This is a genomic window from Microbulbifer variabilis (genome assembly GCF_023716485.1).
Taxonomy (GTDB): Bacteria; Pseudomonadota; Gammaproteobacteria; order Pseudomonadales; family Cellvibrionaceae; genus Microbulbifer; species Microbulbifer variabilis_B.
This window is the reverse complement of record NZ_CP092418.1, coordinates 547,501-564,450: the sequence shown is the minus strand read 5'-3', so window position 1 is coordinate 564,450 and position 16,950 is coordinate 547,501. Positions and strand designations below refer to the sequence as shown.

The 16,950-nt window shown below is 50.6% G+C and carries 13 protein-coding genes, 5 tRNA genes and 2 rRNA genes; 1 reads left to right on the top strand and 19 read right to left on the bottom strand.

The annotated features are described in order from the left end of the window. Positions 1 to 219: 219 nt before the first annotated feature. The 17 genes from rplA to MJO52_RS02400 all read right to left on the bottom strand — a co-directional run bounded on the left by rplA (position 220) and on the right by MJO52_RS02400 (position 11,759). A complete protein-coding gene (rplA, locus tag MJO52_RS02480) occupies positions 220 to 915 on the bottom strand; it encodes a 50S ribosomal protein L1 (protein WP_152451120.1) in 696 nt (231 codons plus the stop codon). Beyond that, positions 916 to 1,347, bottom strand: a complete 432-nt coding sequence (gene rplK / locus MJO52_RS02475; protein WP_252084406.1) for a 50S ribosomal protein L11 — start codon at positions 1,345 to 1,347, stop codon at positions 916 to 918. Between the two features lie 158 nt (positions 1,348 to 1,505). Continuing rightward, positions 1,506 to 2,039: a transcription termination/antitermination protein NusG gene (nusG, locus tag MJO52_RS02470; protein ID WP_252084405.1), complete on the bottom strand. Its 534-nt coding sequence runs from the start codon at positions 2,037 to 2,039 to the stop codon at positions 1,506 to 1,508. 10 nt (positions 2,040 to 2,049) lie between these two features. Beyond that, a complete protein-coding gene (secE, locus tag MJO52_RS02465) occupies positions 2,050 to 2,418 on the bottom strand; it encodes a preprotein translocase subunit SecE (RefSeq protein WP_152451114.1) in 369 nt (122 codons plus the stop codon). A gap of 116 nt (positions 2,419 to 2,534) precedes the next feature. After that, a tRNA-Trp gene (locus MJO52_RS02460) sits at positions 2,535 to 2,610 on the bottom strand. Between the two features lie 101 nt (positions 2,611 to 2,711). Further along, positions 2,712 to 3,905 (bottom strand): elongation factor Tu, encoded by a 1,194-nt coding sequence (tuf, locus tag MJO52_RS02455; protein ID WP_252084404.1) that lies wholly within the window; start codon positions 3,903 to 3,905, stop codon positions 2,712 to 2,714. Between the two features lie 130 nt (positions 3,906 to 4,035). Beyond that, positions 4,036 to 4,110, bottom strand: a tRNA-Thr gene (locus MJO52_RS02450). Positions 4,111 to 4,178: 68 nt separating this feature from the next. Beyond that, positions 4,179 to 4,252, bottom strand: a tRNA-Gly gene (locus MJO52_RS02445). Positions 4,253 to 4,312: 60 nt separating this feature from the next. Beyond that, a tRNA-Tyr gene (locus tag MJO52_RS02440) sits at positions 4,313 to 4,396 on the bottom strand. A gap of 111 nt (positions 4,397 to 4,507) precedes the next feature. Further along, positions 4,508 to 4,583: transfer RNA gene (locus MJO52_RS02435), tRNA-Thr, on the bottom strand. 192 nt (positions 4,584 to 4,775) lie between these two features. Continuing rightward, positions 4,776 to 5,465, bottom strand: a complete 690-nt coding sequence (locus tag MJO52_RS02430; protein ID WP_252084403.1) for an SPOR domain-containing protein — start codon at positions 5,463 to 5,465, stop codon at positions 4,776 to 4,778. 15 nt (positions 5,466 to 5,480) lie between these two features. Continuing rightward, positions 5,481 to 6,218, bottom strand: coding sequence for a type III pantothenate kinase (locus MJO52_RS02425; RefSeq protein WP_252084402.1), 738 nt, complete (start codon positions 6,216 to 6,218; stop codon positions 5,481 to 5,483). Beyond that, the gene (birA, locus tag MJO52_RS02420) at positions 6,215 to 7,216 is read right to left on the bottom strand and encodes a bifunctional biotin--[acetyl-CoA-carboxylase] ligase/biotin operon repressor BirA (RefSeq protein ID WP_252084401.1); all 1,002 of its coding nucleotides are present in this window, start codon (positions 7,214 to 7,216) and stop codon (positions 6,215 to 6,217) included. The genes MJO52_RS02425 and birA overlap by 4 nt, the downstream gene beginning before the upstream one ends. A gap of 5 nt (positions 7,217 to 7,221) precedes the next feature. Beyond that, a complete protein-coding gene (gene alr, locus MJO52_RS02415) occupies positions 7,222 to 8,334 on the bottom strand; it encodes an alanine racemase (protein ID WP_252084400.1) in 1,113 nt (370 codons plus the stop codon). 25 nt (positions 8,335 to 8,359) lie between these two features. Next, positions 8,360 to 9,550, bottom strand: coding sequence for an ABC transporter permease (locus MJO52_RS02410; protein WP_252084399.1), 1,191 nt, complete (start codon positions 9,548 to 9,550; stop codon positions 8,360 to 8,362). Then, a complete protein-coding gene (locus MJO52_RS02405) occupies positions 9,547 to 10,302 on the bottom strand; it encodes an ABC transporter ATP-binding protein (RefSeq protein ID WP_252084398.1) in 756 nt (251 codons plus the stop codon). The genes MJO52_RS02410 and MJO52_RS02405 overlap by 4 nt, the downstream gene beginning before the upstream one ends. Further along, positions 10,299 to 11,759, bottom strand: coding sequence for an alpha/beta hydrolase (locus tag MJO52_RS02400; RefSeq protein ID WP_252084397.1), 1,461 nt, complete (start codon positions 11,757 to 11,759; stop codon positions 10,299 to 10,301). Before MJO52_RS02400 ends, MJO52_RS02405 begins: the two co-directional genes overlap by 4 nt. Positions 11,760 to 11,912: 153 nt before the next feature. Between MJO52_RS02400 and MJO52_RS02395 the strand changes: the two genes are divergently transcribed. Further along, on the top strand, positions 11,913 to 12,875 hold the full coding sequence (locus MJO52_RS02395) for a hypothetical protein (protein ID WP_252084396.1): 963 nt from the start codon (positions 11,913 to 11,915) through the stop codon (positions 12,873 to 12,875). Between the two features lie 811 nt (positions 12,876 to 13,686). On the opposite strand, the gene rrf is transcribed toward MJO52_RS02395, so the two are convergent. Together rrf and MJO52_RS02385 are read right to left on the bottom strand one after the other, a co-directional pair. Further along, positions 13,687 to 13,802, bottom strand: a 5S ribosomal RNA gene (gene rrf / locus MJO52_RS02390). A gap of 204 nt (positions 13,803 to 14,006) precedes the next feature. Further along, positions 14,007 to 16,887, bottom strand: a 23S ribosomal RNA gene (locus MJO52_RS02385). Positions 16,888 to 16,950: the final 63 nt, after the last annotated feature.

The window sequence follows — 16,950 nt, the reverse complement described above, 5'->3', positions numbered from 1 at the left end:
AGCTCAAATCCAGTAAAAATACTGGTTTGGGCGACACCGTCTGCGTAGGCTCAAACCTCTCAACGGCCAACCTGGCCGAGATTTGGATTAAGCCAGACACGTTAAACCTCAACGCATCTGGCACCTACGGTCTTTGACGGCCCACATTTCTGCCTAAGCATCAAGTGGACCCCAAAGTTCGATTTACTATGCGCCAACAGTGTCAGCGCACAGCTTCAATTAGATGTTCAGGGAAGACTGGTCGATAACCAGACCTGGGCCCATAGTGGTGCTCAGGGTGATCTTCTTCAGGTACACACCTTTTGCAGAAGCCGGCTTGGCCTTCTTCAGGTCTGCTACCAGAGCTTCCAAGTTCTCTTTCAGCAAGTTCGCATCGAAAGCAACTTTGCCGATACCACCGTGGATGATGCCGCCTTTGTCAGCGCGGAAACGCACCTGACCAGCTTTGGCATTTTTAACTGCGGTAGCAACGTCTGGAGTTACAGTGCCAGTCTTCGGGTTCGGCATCAGGCCGCGCGGGCCGAGGATTTGACCCAGCTGACCTACAACGCGCATCGCATCGGGAGAAGCGATTACTACGTCGAAGTCCATCTTGCCCGCTTTAACGTCGGCAGCCAGCTCGTCCATACCGATCAGGTCAGCGCCCGCTTCTTTAGCGGCATCAGCGTTTGCACCCTGGGTGAAAACAGCTACGCGAACTTCTTTACCAGTACCGTGCGGCAGAGTGGTCGCACCGCGAACAGCCTGGTCGGATTTACGCGGATCGATACCCAGGTTTACAGAAGCGTCTACAGTCTCTGCAAACTTAACGTTGGACAGCTCTTTCAGCAGAGCTACGGCTTCTTCGATGCCGTATGCTTTACCAGCTTCAACTTTCTCAGCGATTACGCGCTGACGCTTGCTCAATTTAGCCACTTAGAGACCCTCCACTTCGATACCGGCACTGCGTGCGGAACCGGCGATTGTGCGCACGGCCGCGTCCATATCGGATGCAGTCAGGTCAGCCTTTTTCATTTCTACGATCTCTTCGATCTGAGCGCGGGTAACCTTACCGACCTTGTCGGTATTCGGGCGACCGGAACCACTCTTGATCTTGGCGGCCTTGCGCAGCAGTACTGCGGCGGGCGGGGACTTCATGATGAAGGTGAAGGAACGATCGCTGTATACAGAGATCACAACCGGCACCGGCAGACCCGGCTCAAGGCCTTGAGTCTGGGCGTTGAACGCCTTACAGAATTCCATGATGTTCACGCCGTGCTGACCCAGTGCAGGACCAACGGGCGGACTTGGGTTGGCCTGACCGGCCTTAACTTGCAGCTTGATATAAGCTTCTACTTTCTTAGCCATTACAGCTCTCCTCTAGATGGGTGGTAACGCCCGCTACACCTAACCGTTAATGGTTACTGCAACTGGCTCCCCGCCCCGACCAATAAAATCTATTTTCCGGGGACGCGAAAACCCCCTTCCACCTTGCGGCGAAAGAGGGCAAAAAATTTATACTGGAATCAGGTTTTCTCTACCTGACTGAACTCCAGTTCAACTGGGGTGGAGCGTCCAAAGATCAACACAGCCACTCGCAAGCGACTCTTCTCGTAGTTGACCTCTTCGACCACACCGTTGAAATCGTTAAACGGACCATCGATAACCCGAACCATTTCACCTGGCTCAAATAGGGTCTTGGGCTTGGGCTTATCGGCGGAATCGTCGATTCGATTCAGGATAGCCTGCGCTTCGCGATCAGTGATCGGGGCCGGCCTATCCGCCTTGCCTCCGATAAAACCGAGCACTCGAGGAGTTTCTTTTACCAAGTGCCAAGTATCGTCATTCAGTTCCATTTCCACCAGGACATAACCGGGGAAGAACTTGCGCTCACTCTTGCGCTTTTGCCCTGCTCGCATCTCCACCACTTCTTCGGTGGGAACCAGCACTTCACCAAACAGGTGATCCATTTCGTGCAGCTCAATTCGCTCCTTGAGAGAGCTAGCTACACGCTTCTCATAGCCCGAGTAAGCCTGGACCACATACCAATGCTTTGACATGTATCAACCTTTAGCCGATGAGTTTGGATGCCGCCCAACCTAAAGCGGAGTCCAGCGCCCAGAGAATTAGCGCCATAATCAACACAAAAACCACCACAATCACAGTCGTCTGGGTGGCCTCTTGACGAGTCGGCCAAACCACGCGCCTGACTTCCGTTTGCGCTTCGCGCAACAGTTGCCAGAGTGCATTACCCTTCGCAGTATTCACCGCGACAACCAGGGCAGCCAGGCAGATTGCAGTCACTGCCAGCACGCGGTAAATCAGGGGGAATTCGGCATAATAAGAATTGCCCGCTACAGCACCACCAACCAGCAGCACTATTAGCAGCCATTTCAGGCCGTCAAGACGAAAGGTTTTCGCTTCTGCTTTAGCATTCATATATGAAGCCCTTAGCGCACTACAGATAAGCCCTTAGTGCTCAAAAACACAAAAGCCCCACTGACAAGTAGGGTCTTGCGACACCCCTAAACTTATTTCAAGTGGAGTGTTTAAAATGGCAGGCCAGGAGGGACTCGAACCCCCAACACCCGGTTTTGGAGACCGGTGCTCTACCAATTGAACTACTGGCCTGTACAGCTTGGATGCCTTAGCACCCGAAGATAAAGAGGGCTACAGACCACCCTCTTATCTACTGCGCCACCAGGGAACCCTGGCGACACGAAGATCAAAGATTACTCAATGATCTTAGCAACAACGCCCGCACCTACGGTACGACCACCTTCGCGGATAGCGAAGCGCAGGCCGTCTTCCATGGCGATCGGAGCGATCAGGGTAACAACCATTTGAATGTTGTCGCCCGGCATTACCATTTCAGTGCCTTCCGGCAGCTCAACCGCACCAGTTACGTCGGTAGTACGGAAGTAGAACTGAGGACGGTAGCCTTTAAAGAACGGGGTGTGACGACCACCTTCGTCCTTGGACAGGATGTACACTTCCGCTTCGAACTTGGTGTGCGGAGTGATGGAGCCCGGCTTAGCCAGTACCTGACCACGCTCTACTTCGTCACGCTTGGTGCCACGCAGCAGCGCACCGATGTTCTCACCAGCACGACCTTCGTCGAGCAGCTTGCGGAACATTTCAACACCAGTACAGGTAGTGGTGGTGGTTTCTTTAATACCAACGATCTCAACTTCGTCGCCAGTGTTGATTACACCACGCTCTACACGACCAGTTACTACGGTACCACGGCCAGAGATGGAGAATACGTCTTCGATCGGCATCAGGAACGGCTGATCTACTGCACGCTCCGGCTCAGGAATGTACTCGTCCAGAGTTTCTACCAGCTTCTTAACAGCGGTAGTACCCATTTCGTTGTCGTCTTCGCCGTTCAGGGCCATCAGAGCGGAACCAACGATGATCGGAGTGTCGTCACCCGGGAACTCGTACTGGTCCAGAAGTTCGCGAACTTCCATTTCTACCAGCTCGAGCAGCTCTTCGTCGTCTACCATGTCCGCTTTGTTCAGGAATACAACGATGTAAGGTACACCTACCTGACGGGACAGCAGGATGTGCTCACGAGTCTGCGGCATGGGGCCGTCAGCAGCGGAACATACCAGGATAGCGCCGTCCATCTGAGCAGCACCGGTGATCATGTTCTTAACGTAGTCGGCGTGTCCCGGGCAGTCTACGTGGGCGTAGTGGCGAGTCGGGGACTCGTACTCAACGTGAGAAGTAGCGATGGTGATACCGCGCTCACGCTCTTCCGGAGCATTGTCGATACCGTCAAAAGCAACAGCGTCACCACCCCAAACTTCCGCACATACGCGGGTCAGAGCAGCGGTCAGGGTGGTTTTACCGTGGTCAACGTGACCGATGGTGCCCACGTTCACGTGGGGCTTGGAACGTTCAAACTTTTCTTTTGCCATTGCAGCCTCCTAATATAGATGAGCCGCTAACGGCACCACCCACGTACAGAACATGCGCATCCGACCCGGAAAAGCCCGACCCCGGACACAAACAACCGCAAGAGCTCTCACTCTTGCGGCTATTGAAAAATGGAGCTCATGGGCGGATTTGAACCGCCGACCTCACCCTTACCAAGGGTGTGCTCTACCCCTGAGCTACATGAGCAAATCAACGCCTTCCTAGGCAACCACAAGGCTTGCCATTTTGGAGAGCATTCCAGCCGAACCCATAGTTGGAGCGGGCAGCGGGAATCGAACCCGCATCATCAGCTTGGAAGGCTGAGGTTCTACCATTGAACTATGCCCGCTTGCGGGAGCCTCCAGACAAAACTACCTGTCTTGCCGGCAACACCTTACGGTGTAAAAAATGGTGCAGGGGGGTGGATTCGAACCACCGAAGCTTTCGCGTCAGATTTACAGTCTGATCCCTTTGGCCACTCGGGAACCCCTGCCTCAATGCGGGGTGCATTTTCTACACCTTCCGCCGCACTGTCAACATTTTTTTCTTTAAATTTCACAGACTTAGCTGAAAAATCTAATGTCGAGCAGCGCCGGGATAAAAATGGAGCTGGCGAGAGGAGTCGAACCCCCGACCGGCTGATTACAAGTCAGCTGCTCTACCAACTGAGCTACGCCAGCCCTATCCCGTCCATTGCCGAAGTTGAATAGTCACCCTCGTCAATGGAGGCGGGATTCTATGGGAAGTTATCCCGACACGCAACACCCTTTTTGCAGAAAAATCAGAATTTTTATGTCGCCTGTTGCCACGTATAGAAAAATACGGTGAACCTTGTTTCACGGCTGGGGACCTAGACCTCTAGCCCAACCCCATCAACCGGATACTTCTGCACAAAGATTACGGCGACGATCCAGCTCGGGATGCTCTTGCTGCAACTGCAACCAAAAATCCGGGGCTAAACTATCTGAGGCACCTGGCGCCAATACGATCCAGCGTTCGGCGTGGGTCTGAGGCTCCTCGCGGAATTGAGCCCGTATGCCTTTCTCAATCAACTCACCTGTCAGAGATTCAGCACGCGAACGCTCGCTGAAAATGCCAAAGGAAATACCATCAGCCAACGCACCCTTGGGGATCACATAACTATCTATTCCCTGTGCCTGCAATTCTCGTAAACGGTTGTAGGCTTCTCGCCTGGAATTCAATGGTGGCAGAAAAACCCAGTAACGCATCTGCCCTTGCATCTCCACATCTCGCAATACGGCAGAAACCTGCAGGGACTTTAAGCGCTGTACTATCGCCTCTCCAAATAACTCCTCCGCAAATGGGCCAAGCAAAGTGCAGAGCTGCTCAGTAGAGCTTGCCTTTGCTGGCGACATGGGAGCCACCGGCACAGGAGACAGCTTCTGCGGAGATATTTCATTGACCAGGGCAATACTCTGGACCTGTACCTCCGCCCTTTTATCGGCAACCCTTATTCTCTCTTTATCAGAGGTTGAAGTACCAACAAACCAAGCAAAGACGCCGAAATTCAACAGTATTAAGAAAAAAGCTATCCAGCGCATAGGGTGTTATTTATTTCAAGGATTACTTAACGCCAAGCCATCCATTACCAGCTCAGGAACCAAATGGTGCTCCCGCTGATAAAGAGCTGACAGCACTGGGGCATCGCCGCCTGTCAACCACAACAGCGGTTCTTCAGCACAGTATCCACGCAACTCTTCCAGTGCACGATCGATGGCACCAAGTACCATAAGCAGGAGGCCTCGGTTTATGGCTTCATCGGTACTGCGGCCTGCACCGAGGGACTCAGTTAGAGCAATATCCTGCGCACTTTTAGCCGCATGAGTATCCAGATACAAAGAACGTTGCATAAGGCCGACACCAGGGACAATGTAGCCCCCCAAGTGACGCCCGCTATTGTCGACCAAATCCAGAGTGACCGCACTGCCACAGTCGACAATTAGGGCCGCCCGCCGCTCTCGATCATAGGCAGCCAGCATAGCCAGCCAGCGATCAGTGCCGAGCAGGCGGTGATTATCATAGCCACAAGCTACTCCAGCGCATTCCAGCAGAACCTGCGAAAACTCCACCTCAAGTGAAAACAACTCCTGAATATGCCCGATCAGCGTCTCCGCAACTTGCGGTCCCGCCACATTGACCACGCGTACTCTCCGCGGGTCCAACAGATCCCACCCATCGGGCAAATGCCCATCGCGCAGATCAGCAGTCATAAAGCTACCCCTGGCGCTCACCTGTAATTCATCTAACAGGCGCCACTTGCCCCGGGTATTACCGATATCCAGTTCGAGAATCAAACCTGCCCCCGTAAAGAAATCTCACCACCATGGAAGTGTTGCACTTGCCCGTCCATATTTAACTTCAAAGCACCCTTTTCACTAACGCCAACTGCAACTCCGCTCCAGGTTTGACTCCCTGCCTGCAGAGTAACCTTTTGCCCAGCAAACTGATCCAGCTTCATCCAGGCTTCACGGTAAGCAACAAAACCTTGTTCGGTATAGCTGTATAAAAGCGGTAGCAGCTCAGTCAGAATCGCTGCAACCAATCGATTGCGAGATATTCCGGGCTTCACTTGTTGCAAGTCTGCCCATGGCTGATCTATTGCCGTGGCAATCTCACTTCGCAGGCCACTATTTAAACCAATACCAATCACCACAGCACAGCGATCTGTAAGATCGCCTTTAAGCTCCAGTAAAACACCAGATAACTTTCGACCGCGACACCAAACATCATTTGGCCATTTGAGGCGAACATCCGGTACCGAAAAGCGCTCCAATGCCCGGGCAATAGCCACCCCAACGGCGAGGCTCAATCCTTCGAGGCATTGAACCCCCCCATTGAACTCCCACCCAATGGATAGGCTGATGCCCGCCCCATAGGGGCTAACCCATTGCCGACCACGACGACCGCGCCCGGCACTCTGCCGCTCGGAGAGCAGTGCAACCCCGTGTCCTCTTCCCTCCTCCATGAGTGATAGCAACTCGGTATTGGTGGAGTCGACCTCATCAAATAACATCAACTCTCGCAATAGCACCCCGGCTTGCTCACCCAATGTGCTGTAAATTTTTTCTGAGGACAGGAGCTCCAAACCACCAGGCAAGCGATAGCCTTGCCCCTTAATGGACTCCAAAGCCAATCCGTACTGCTCTAGCTTCTGTAACTGCTTCCAAACCGCAGCCCGGCTTACTCCTAGAGCCAATCCGAGCGCCTCACCAGAGTGCGTCTCGCCATCAGCCAATAATTCCAAAACTGGGCGCAATGGTTCCAGTGGACTTTTCTTAATAGTGTCTAGCAAGGTAATTAACTTTTTATATAGCGACGGAAATAACGGTGCCCTAAGCTGGTCAGCACTTCATAACCTATGGTGCCAGCGTATTCAGCCACCTCATCTACCGTCAGGTCTTTATTCAGTATCTCAATCGATTGGAGGGATTCCCGCTCCTCTTGAGAGAGAGCAGAAATATCAAACGTTGTGGAATCCATGGAAATCCGGCCAATTATCGGCAGTTGGCGGCCATAGGCCCAGCCACAACCACGCCCTCCCTGAGCCCGGATTATCCCATCGGCATATCCACCACGGGCTACCGCCAACCAGCTGCCCGCTGCTATTTGTTGGGTAGCTCCATAGCCTACCCACTGTTCACGGCTGACAAATCGCTTTTGCACGATAGGCAGACTGAGTGCCACAGCTGAGCGCATAGGGTTTGTGGCCCCGGGTATTGGATTGACGCCATAAAGCGCAGAGCCCGGCCGCGCAATATCAAAGTGATACTCTTCACCTAGGAAAATACCCGATGAATTGGCGAGACTCAGCTGAACCTCAGGGCACAGGGCCCTCAATCTTTCCCCAGCCGCTTTAAAGCTACGCAACTGAATATTGTTTTGTGGATGCTGGGGTTCATCCGCACAGGCAAGGTGGCTCAGCAAAATACGAATATCCGCCGAGCGCAACAACTGACTATCTCTTAGCAGTAGGTCAAACTCTTCGGGAGACATACCCAGGCGAGTCATACCCGAATCTATCTTTAGCGCACAAGGCGCCTTAATCCCCTCACTAACGGAAATATCCACCCAGTTGCGCAACTGCTCTAGTGTGAAAAGTGTCGGCATTAATCCTGCGCGTACACATTCCAGCTCTGCTCCGGTGCGCACCCCAGTCAAGATAACAATGCGAACGCTATCACCCAGCTCTTTACGCAGGCGCTCCCCTTCCGTTTGCGTTGCCACAAAAAAGTCTCGGCAACCCTGTCTATACAGAGCCGGCACTACCTGATTCATACCAAGGCCATAGGCATCCGCTTTGACTACTGCGCCACAGCGAGTACCCGCTGCCAGTCGCTTAGTCAGATCCAGGTAGTTGTCAGCAATGGACTGCAAATTGATACTCAGCAGACCCTCGCGAAAATCGTTCATGCCATTACAACTCTCAGTTCACCAGCTAGGTTGCCCCAAGTAAGCTTTCACGCCGTAAAGCACGGGCACCTACTAATATACACAGCCCGACCAAAGAAAGGGTGACCAGGGAACCAGCTATCGCCAGGGAGACAGAAACGGACTCACCAGCCATTAATGCACTCAACCACTGCTGCTGCCCGATAAGTGGAGTCAACTGCCACAAGGGCGAGTCCAGTTCAATATTGGACAATTTCAATACAATTAACAGTGTGACAGGTAGAGCCTGTAAAATACTCAGCTGAATCTGAGCATCTTTAAAAGAACGGGAACGCAGAGATAACAGAATCTGCAATACAGCAACCAGAAGTGCTAAGGGCAGTAAAATAAGACTTATCGCCATCAGTTCATTGATGCCAGCTGAAAAGCGGACACCAATCTCAGCCAAGGGAAGCAAGCCAAGTGATAAAGTTAAAACTGCCAGAGAAAGAAGTGCACCAAACCAACCAATACTGGTAACGGCTACAGCTTTCGCCACCACAAGTTGCCAGCTGCTTATAGGCTGCTGTAATAATACCTCGATGGTCATGCGCTCACGCTCCCCAGCAGAAGTATCAATAGAAGCGGCCGCACTACACACTAGCAGTGCCATTATCAGTAACAAGGGAACCATCAGCCCCCAAATTGCCAATCCTCGACTAGACGGCGTACTGACATCCCGCACCTCAAGCTGCCACGGTGCTAAAACCTGAGTTGCTAAACCTCTGGCCGCTAAACGCTGTCGCACAATCACCTGCTGAAATAGCGCCAACTGCTGCTGCACCAGCTGTGCAGCACGCCCCGCAGACTGATCGGCACTATTTACATACAGATAAATCTTGGGAGACAACAGGCTTCGATAATCTTCAGTAAAGTTTTGCTCTATTCGCAGAACCACATCATATGTATCTGCTAAAAGCGCTTGAGGAGCCCCATCTTGCAAGCGCTCAATTCGCAAGTCCCCTGTCTGTAACTGCTCCTCCAACAGCGGCGCATACTCAGCCCCAATAATAGCTACATCAAAGGAGGTATCAGACATTACCTTCAAAGATAAAGCGCCACTACTAATGATCAGCACAGGGAACAATAAGGTGAAACCTAGTGTGATCATTAGGGCGCGTCGATCACGCCAAACTTCGCGTAACTCTTTAAGAAGTAATGCTCGCATCTGCAAAGAAAATAGATTTTTAAAACTCATCCTACCGGCTCACCGCATTTGTCTTTTTCTAACAAATTCCCATAGGCAAGCTCCACAAAGCTATCCTCAAGGCTTGCGGAGCCAGTCTGTTGCATAAGTTCATCCGGGGTCCCGCTCCCCACTATCGAACCTCCCGCCATAACTAGAACTCTGTCGGATAGCTCGAGCACTTCAGCCATAATATGGCTGGAAAATAAAACAGCAGTTCCCTCTGCCCTCAAGCGCAAAAGCGTCTTACGTAACAGGCGAGCAGCAAGTATATCCAACCCCCGGGTTGGCTCATCGAGCACCAAGTGACTCGGACGATGCACCAATGCTCTAGCGAGAGAAACTTTCATCCGCTCTCCCTGAGAAAACCCCTTGGTTCGGCGATTCCACAGGTTCGATAGTTCTAATTCTTCCTTAACCGATTGCAGTGCAAATTCTAATTCTGACCCAGTCAGCCCTTGAGCACAGGCAAAAAAGGATAAATATTCTGCAACAGTGAGCCGCTCATAAAGCCCCTCCCTATCACCTACAATACCAAGCTGCCTACGAGCACCTTTTGGATTTTTACAAGGGTCTATATCACCAACAAAAACTTTGCCGCTATCTGCATTCAAAAGACCGGCAATTATTCTCAGGCACGTGGTCTTTCCAGCACCGTTAGCACCAAGCAAGGCCGTTATCTCACCATCTGGCACAGAAAAGCTAAGATTGCGCAGTATAGAAACCCCAGAAAATTGCTTATTTACCCCCTCAACCTTAATCACAGTGCATTCTCCCCAAGCTTTCCACTTGTAGTGGTAGGCGCTACGCGCTGCATTATCTCTGGCCCATAAATTCCACTCACAAACGGTGGCCTGTGAATTTCATCAACACAAGTCGTTGCCAATTCTTTCCCTGAAGAGTCCAGGAACTCTTCGATTAACTGCGGTACACAACCTCTCATGGAATTAATATGACCACCGCTAGCAATGATTAAATGCTGTTTATTGGTCAAGTAGCCAAGTTGTTTTTCGGCATATCTTGGAGGCGTTATTGGATCGGCTTCCCCGGAAATTAGTAAAACCGGGTGCTCTCGATGTTGTGGTTTAGCATAGGAGCGATCGGCAACAGGCCAAACTTCACAACCACGTTCAAATATCTCAAGAAAAGCATTTCCCGCAAAAGACCCATTAGTATCAGCTAAAATCTCCTCCTCACTGATACGGGATAATTCTTCCGCACAAGCAATAGAAAGCGTTAAGCCAAGGAACATACCTAAAGCTGACTCGGGAAATAAACCAGTAATACCCGCAAGCGGATAATAATTCCCCAAGCCAGCCTGCTGAATAGCAAAGGGTAATTGCGCAGCAGCTTCTGGAGAGTAAAGGGCGGCACGTATGGTATTTTGTAGCACCCAACGAGACATTGAATGCTTCATTGGCTTTCCTGTCACAGGATCAGGGAAATCCATAGATTTAGACTCATCCCATTGACTTAATAATTTATCCAATACCTCCCTCCAGTTTCCAAACTTAGAGCAGCTCAGCTCTAAGCTGCAATCACGCATCAGTATTTGAATAGCGTCTTCCGCAGCTGCCGCACTTAGAAAGACTTTAGTATCGATAGGTGCAACCGCATCGAGCACCAATGTTTTCAAACTGTTCGGATGCCACTGTTGATAAAGAAGTGCTGTTCGGGTCCCCCAAGATCCCCCCCAAAGAGATATTTGCTTGTGATTAAAATACTTTCGTACCTTTTCCAGGTCCTCAACCGCTTGTCGACTACTCAATGAATTAGCAAAAGTAGCCTGCTGTAGATAACACTGCTTCAATTCTTTGGAAATCAGTGATAAATCCATTGGTGTATGCCGATCTATACCACAATCAAATGACCGAGAGTGCCCGGTTCCCCTCCGGTCAACCATGACTATTGCCCGGTTCTGATTAATTTTTCGGAATGTGTGCAATAGCGGAATCAAACCACTCGCGGCCTGACCTGGACCACCAGCAAGAAGATATAAAGGCTCTCGCTGCGTCTCATCTAGAGCCGGTGAAACAAATACTGCTAAATTTACCTTGCTATCTCCGTGCCCGACTGAAATTCGCTCGCACCTTAATGGGTGCCGCCAACCATCCAAATAGCATTCCTGCGTATTAGACAATTCCTTTGCAGTTATTACTGGCGCTAATAACAAGACGCTTAATATGGCGATAGCAGTTCGAAGACTGTTTACCCCTAACACGTTATTATTCTCCTTAACCTATGGTGCCAAGCTTCGCAGTGTATCCAACTTCCAACATCTCTGTCCCCAGCCACTCAACCTCGAAGAATTGCATTAGCACCCATCTGCTCTGAGTGGTAAGGTTTCAGTTTTAGCTTGCCCATGACTGCACCCATGAGCTTTTCAGACCGTGAAAAACACTTAATTCGAGCCGCTTTTGCCTGGGGCCAGATCACCCAGCAGGAGGGCTATACACTTTCTGACCTTGAAATTGAGAAGTCTGTACTTTTCCGTCGCTTACTTGGTGGCCGACCAGCACTGGCTTTTCCTCCCCCCCTGCGCCACGGTTTTCCTTGGTATGAAGTTATTGAGGGGCGTGCTGAGCATATCGTCAGTGCTTCTGAAGCATCTCCCGAGTGCAGTATCATCGCGCCAGGATGTAAAATTGGTGAAACTTGCATACTTATTGATGGCGCTTTTTGGCGAGTGGTTGAAACCATTTCTGAGCGGGAAGAATATATCGTTGAGTGGGGACAATACCCCATGCAATGGCGATTAAAAAAACACTGGGAAGTCAATTATGAGATGACCCAACAACTACACAGCTTCCGCAGAGACAACCCCACCGCCAAAGTCTCCTTTGACAATTACCTTAGCCAAAGAGACTATCGAGAATTTCGTATTGATGACGATCAAACTGTCTGGTTGTGTGAGTGGCAGCTTAGCCGTATAAGCCTCCCTGGCTGGGTTTGGGTAGGTACCTTACTATCCCCAACCGACACAGATTTTGCTCCTGTCGACGAAGACTCTCTCGGCCCTATAGTCTTTGGAGAACCTGGAAAGGAAGCCGGTATTGCCTGGCTCCGTATAGAAGAAGCTGGCGCCGAAGCTCGTTTTGTCAGGCTCAATGGCACACATGATTACCAATCCCTCTCCAATGCCAGTGCAACCCACCTAAAGGGCTTGTTACATAGTCTGCAGGAGACACAGGAGGATATTGAGATAATAGACTGCCAGGCAGGTACAGTTATTCGGCACTTTACTCTTCCCTCAGCTCTTGTTCCCCTTGATGAATTACGCTTGAAAGAAATGCAGTATGATCTAGTTCCGGACAATGCCTATGAGCAGGTAAATTAATTCAAGTTGTAAGTACTTTCTGAAGCCCCTCTCTAGGGGCTTTTTATTACTCCCCTTTTACACACACCCGAACATCCTTCCAAGTTACCCACAACACCAAGGCATATTTCTGTTTCCTGCTGATGACCATTCCATTAACAGGCTGTTACTAACAGAATCCATGGATAGAGCTGTGTATAACTCAGGGATATCCACGCTCAGGCCCCTGTTTCCGCGGGGCCCTTTTCAACGGGTAAAAAAACACCAGCCATTTATCCACTTTCCACCGCTTGGCGTTATTAACAGAAAGTCTGGATAGACTTGTGCATAACTGCGGTATATCCGCGCCAGACCCCGTGGTTGCACAGGTTCATTAAAACGTGCAAAAAATCACCGGTATTTTTATTGGTATTTTTGCGCCGTTTTTTTCAACGCAATGATTTTTCTAGGCTAAAGAGCACTTTTTAATTTCAGGTGTTTTTTTGGTGGTGCTTGAGGTGCAGATTAAATAAAGCGCGTTATTTTTTTGTATTTCCATTTTTTCCTTACAGAAAAAATTTAAGAAAGTGCTTTATTTATAGGAGGGAAGGCTCTTCGGAGCTTTTTAGAGCCTGCGCTTTTTTCATTGGCTTTTACCGAGTTGGATTTTTCGGCGGGAGTGTTGCGAGTAAAAATTCGATTGGGCTTTTTATTTTTTCTGTATTTTGAATTTATTTTTTTATTCTCTGTTTTTATTCTCTGTTTTTATTCTCTGTTTTTATTTTTTATGCATTCAATTTTTTTGCACATAAAAAAAGGGCCACCCTATTGGGTGGCCCTTTTCGGATTAGAAGCCTGACGATGACCTACTCTCACATGGGGAAGCCCCACACTACCATCGGCGATGTTGCGTTTCACTTCTGAGTTCGGCAAGGGATCAGGTGGTTCCACAACTCTATTGTCGTCAGGCAAACTGGCTTGGGTTGGCGTTGGTCTTATAAGCAATTTTGCTTGGCCTACCGTGTTATCGCTGTTTGCCTCGGTCTGCTGACCGGCGATAACCCCAAATAAGTCGGTAAAACAATCTGTAGTAATACACCGCAAGCGATCATTGTGTGTCTTTCATTCCACAATCCGCTAGCTTAGCTAGTCGTTAGTAACCATCTCTGTTGTATGGTCAAGCCGCACGGGCAATTAGTACTGGTTAGCTCAACGCCTCACAACGCTTCCACACCCAGCCTATCAACGTGGTAGTCTTCCACGGCCCTTTAGGACTCTCAAGGAGTCAGGGAAATCTAATCTTGAAGGAGGCTTCCCGCTTAGATGCTTTCAGCGGTTATCCCGTCCGAACATAGCTACCGGGCAATGCCACTGGCGTGACAACCCGAACACCAGAGGTTCGTTCACTCCGGTCCTCTCGTACTAGGAGCAACTCTTCTCAAATTTCCAACGCCCACGGCAGATAGGGACCGAACTGTCTCACGACGTTCTAAACCCAGCTCGCGTACCACTTTAAATGGCGAACAGCCATACCCTTGGGACCGGCTTCAGCCCCAGGATGTGATGAGCCGACATCGAGGTGCCAAACACCGCCGTCGATGTGAACTCTTGGGCGGTATCAGCCTGTTATCCCCGGAGTACCTTTTATCCGTTGAGCGATGGCCCTTCCATACAGAACCACCGGATCACTATGACCTACTTTCGTACCTGCTCGACATGTCTGTCTCGCAGTCAAGCGCACTTATACCATTATGCTCATTGCATGATTTCCGACCATGCTGAGTGCACCTTCGTACTCCTCCGTTACTCTTTGGGAGGAGACCGCCCCAGTCAAACTACCCACCATACACTGTCCTCGATCCGGATAACGGACCAGAGTTAGAACCTCAAACATACCAGGGTGGTATTTCAAGGACGGCTCCACAGTAACTAGCGTTACTGCTTCAAAGCCTCCCACCTATCCTACACAAGTAGGCTCAAAGTTCAGTGCAAAGCTGTAGTAAAGGTTCACGGGGTCTTTCCGTCTAGCCGCGGGTACACTGCATCTTAACAGCGATTTCAATTTCACTGAGTCTCTGGTGGAGACAGCGTGGCCATCGTTACGCCATTCGTGCAGGTCGGAACTTACCCGACAAGGAATTTCGCTACCTTAGGACCGTTATAGTTACGGCCGCCGTTTACCGGGGCTTCGATCAAGAGCTTCGCCGAAGCTAACCCCATCAATTAACCTTCCGGCACCGGGCAGGCGTCACACCCTATACGTCCTCTTACGAGTTTGCAGAGTGCTATGTTTTTAATAAACAGTCGCAGCCACCTGGTCACTTCGACCGGCCTCAGCTTAGGGAGCAAGTCCCATCACCAAAACCGGCGTACCTTCTCCCGAAGTTACGGTACCATTTTGCCTAGTTCCTTCACCAGAGTTCTCTCAAGCGCCTTGGTATTCTCTACCTGACCACCTGTGTCGGTTTAGAGTACGATTCACTATTGCCTGAAGCTTAGAAGTTTTTCCTGGAAGCAGGGCATCAACCACTTCACCCACAAGTGGGCTTCGTCATCAGTTCTCAGCCTTAGGGACCCGGATTTGCCTAAGTCCCCAGCCTACAACCTTAAACATGGACAACCAATCGCCATGCCGGCCTAGCCTTCTCCGTCACTCCGTCGCAGCAATAGCGAGTACAGGAATATTAACCTGTTTCCCATCGACTACGGCTTTCGCCCTCGCCTTAGGGGTCGACTAACCCTGTCCCGATTAGCGTTGGACAGGAACCCTTGGTCTTCCGGCGGGGAGGTTTTTCACCTCCCTTGTCGTTACTCATGTCAGCATTCGCACTTGTGATACCTCCAGCAGACCTCCCGATCCACCTTCAACGGCTTACACAACGCTCCTCTACCATGCTCCTAAGAGCATCCGCAGCTTCGGTTACCAGTTTTAGCCCCGGTATATCTTCCGCGCAGGCCGACTCGACTAGTGAGCTATTACGCTTTCTTTAAAGGATGGCTGCTTCTAAGCCAACCTCCTAGCTGTCTGGGCCTTCCCACATCGTTTCCCACTTAACTGGTATTTGGGACCTTAGCTGGCGGTCTGGGTTGTTTCCCTTTCCACGACGGACGTTAGCACCCGCCGTGTGTCTCCCGCGATTGCACTCCTCGGTATTCGGAGTTTGCATGGGGTTGGTAAGTCGGGATGACCCCCTAGCCCAAACAGTGCTCTACCCCCGAGGGTGAGACGCGAGGCGCTACCTAAATAGCTTTCGAGGAGAACCAGCTATCTCCCGGCTTGATTAGCCTTTCACTCCGATCCACAGGTCATCCCCTAATTTTTCAACATTAGTGGGTTCGGTCCTCCAGTTGATGTTACTCAACCTTCAACCTGCCCATGGATAGATCGCCGGGTTTCGGGTCTATTGCCTGCAACTAAACGCCCTATTAAGACTCGATTTCTCTACGGCTCCCCTAAGCGGTTAACCTTGCTACAGACAATAAGTCGCTGACCCATTATACAAAAGGTACGCAGTCACCCCGAAGGGCTCCTACTGCTTGTACGTATACGGTTTCAGGTTCTATTTCACTCCCCTCTCCGGGGTTCTTTTCGCCTTTCCCTCACGGTACTGGTTCACTATCGGTCAGCTGGGAGTATTTAGCCTTGGAGGATGGTCCCCCCATATTCAGTCAAGATAACACGTGTCCCGACCTACTCGATTTCACTCTAAATGCCTTTTCGTGTACGGGGCTATCACCCTGTATCGCGGTACTTTCCAGAACCTTCCACTAAAACATAAAGAGCTTAAGGGCTAATCCCCTTTCGCTCGCCGCTACTCAGGGAATCTCGGTTGATTTCTTTTCCTCCGGGTACTTAGATGTTTCAGTTCCCCGGGTTCGCCTCCATAACCTATGTATTCAGTTATGGATACCTGTAAAACAGGTGGGTTTCCCCATTCGGACATTCTAGGATCAAAGCTTGTGTGCCAGCTCCCCTAGACTTTTCGCAGGCTCCTACGTCCTTCATCGCCTCCAGCTGCCAAGGCATCCACCGTATACGCTTAGTCGCTTGACCATACAACACAAACGACTACTAACGACTTTAACATTCAGACTCAACGATAAATCATTGGCCTGA

What these genes read in the sequence shown, in the direction of transcription:
- rplK (WP_252084406.1), bottom strand. Translation starts at nt 1,347, where the DNA reads ATGGCTAAGAAAGTAGAAGCTTATATCAAGCTGCAAGTTAAGGCCGGT.
- nusG (WP_252084405.1), bottom strand. Translation starts at nt 2,039, where the DNA reads ATGTCAAAGCATTGGTATGTGGTCCAGGCTTACTCGGGCTATGAGAAG.
- secE (WP_152451114.1), bottom strand. Translation starts at nt 2,418, where the DNA reads ATGAATGCTAAAGCAGAAGCGAAAACCTTTCGTCTTGACGGCCTGAAA.
- tuf (WP_252084404.1), bottom strand. Translation starts at nt 3,905, where the DNA reads ATGGCAAAAGAAAAGTTTGAACGTTCCAAGCCCCACGTGAACGTGGGC.
- MJO52_RS02430 (WP_252084403.1), bottom strand. Translation starts at nt 5,465, where the DNA reads ATGCGCTGGATAGCTTTTTTCTTAATACTGTTGAATTTCGGCGTCTTT.
- alr (WP_252084400.1), bottom strand. Translation starts at nt 8,334, where the DNA reads ATGAACGATTTTCGCGAGGGTCTGCTGAGTATCAATTTGCAGTCCATT.
- MJO52_RS02410 (WP_252084399.1), bottom strand. Translation starts at nt 9,550, where the DNA reads ATGAGTTTTAAAAATCTATTTTCTTTGCAGATGCGAGCATTACTTCTT.
- MJO52_RS02395 (WP_252084396.1), top strand. Translation starts at nt 11,913, where the DNA reads ATGAGCTTTTCAGACCGTGAAAAACACTTAATTCGAGCCGCTTTTGCC.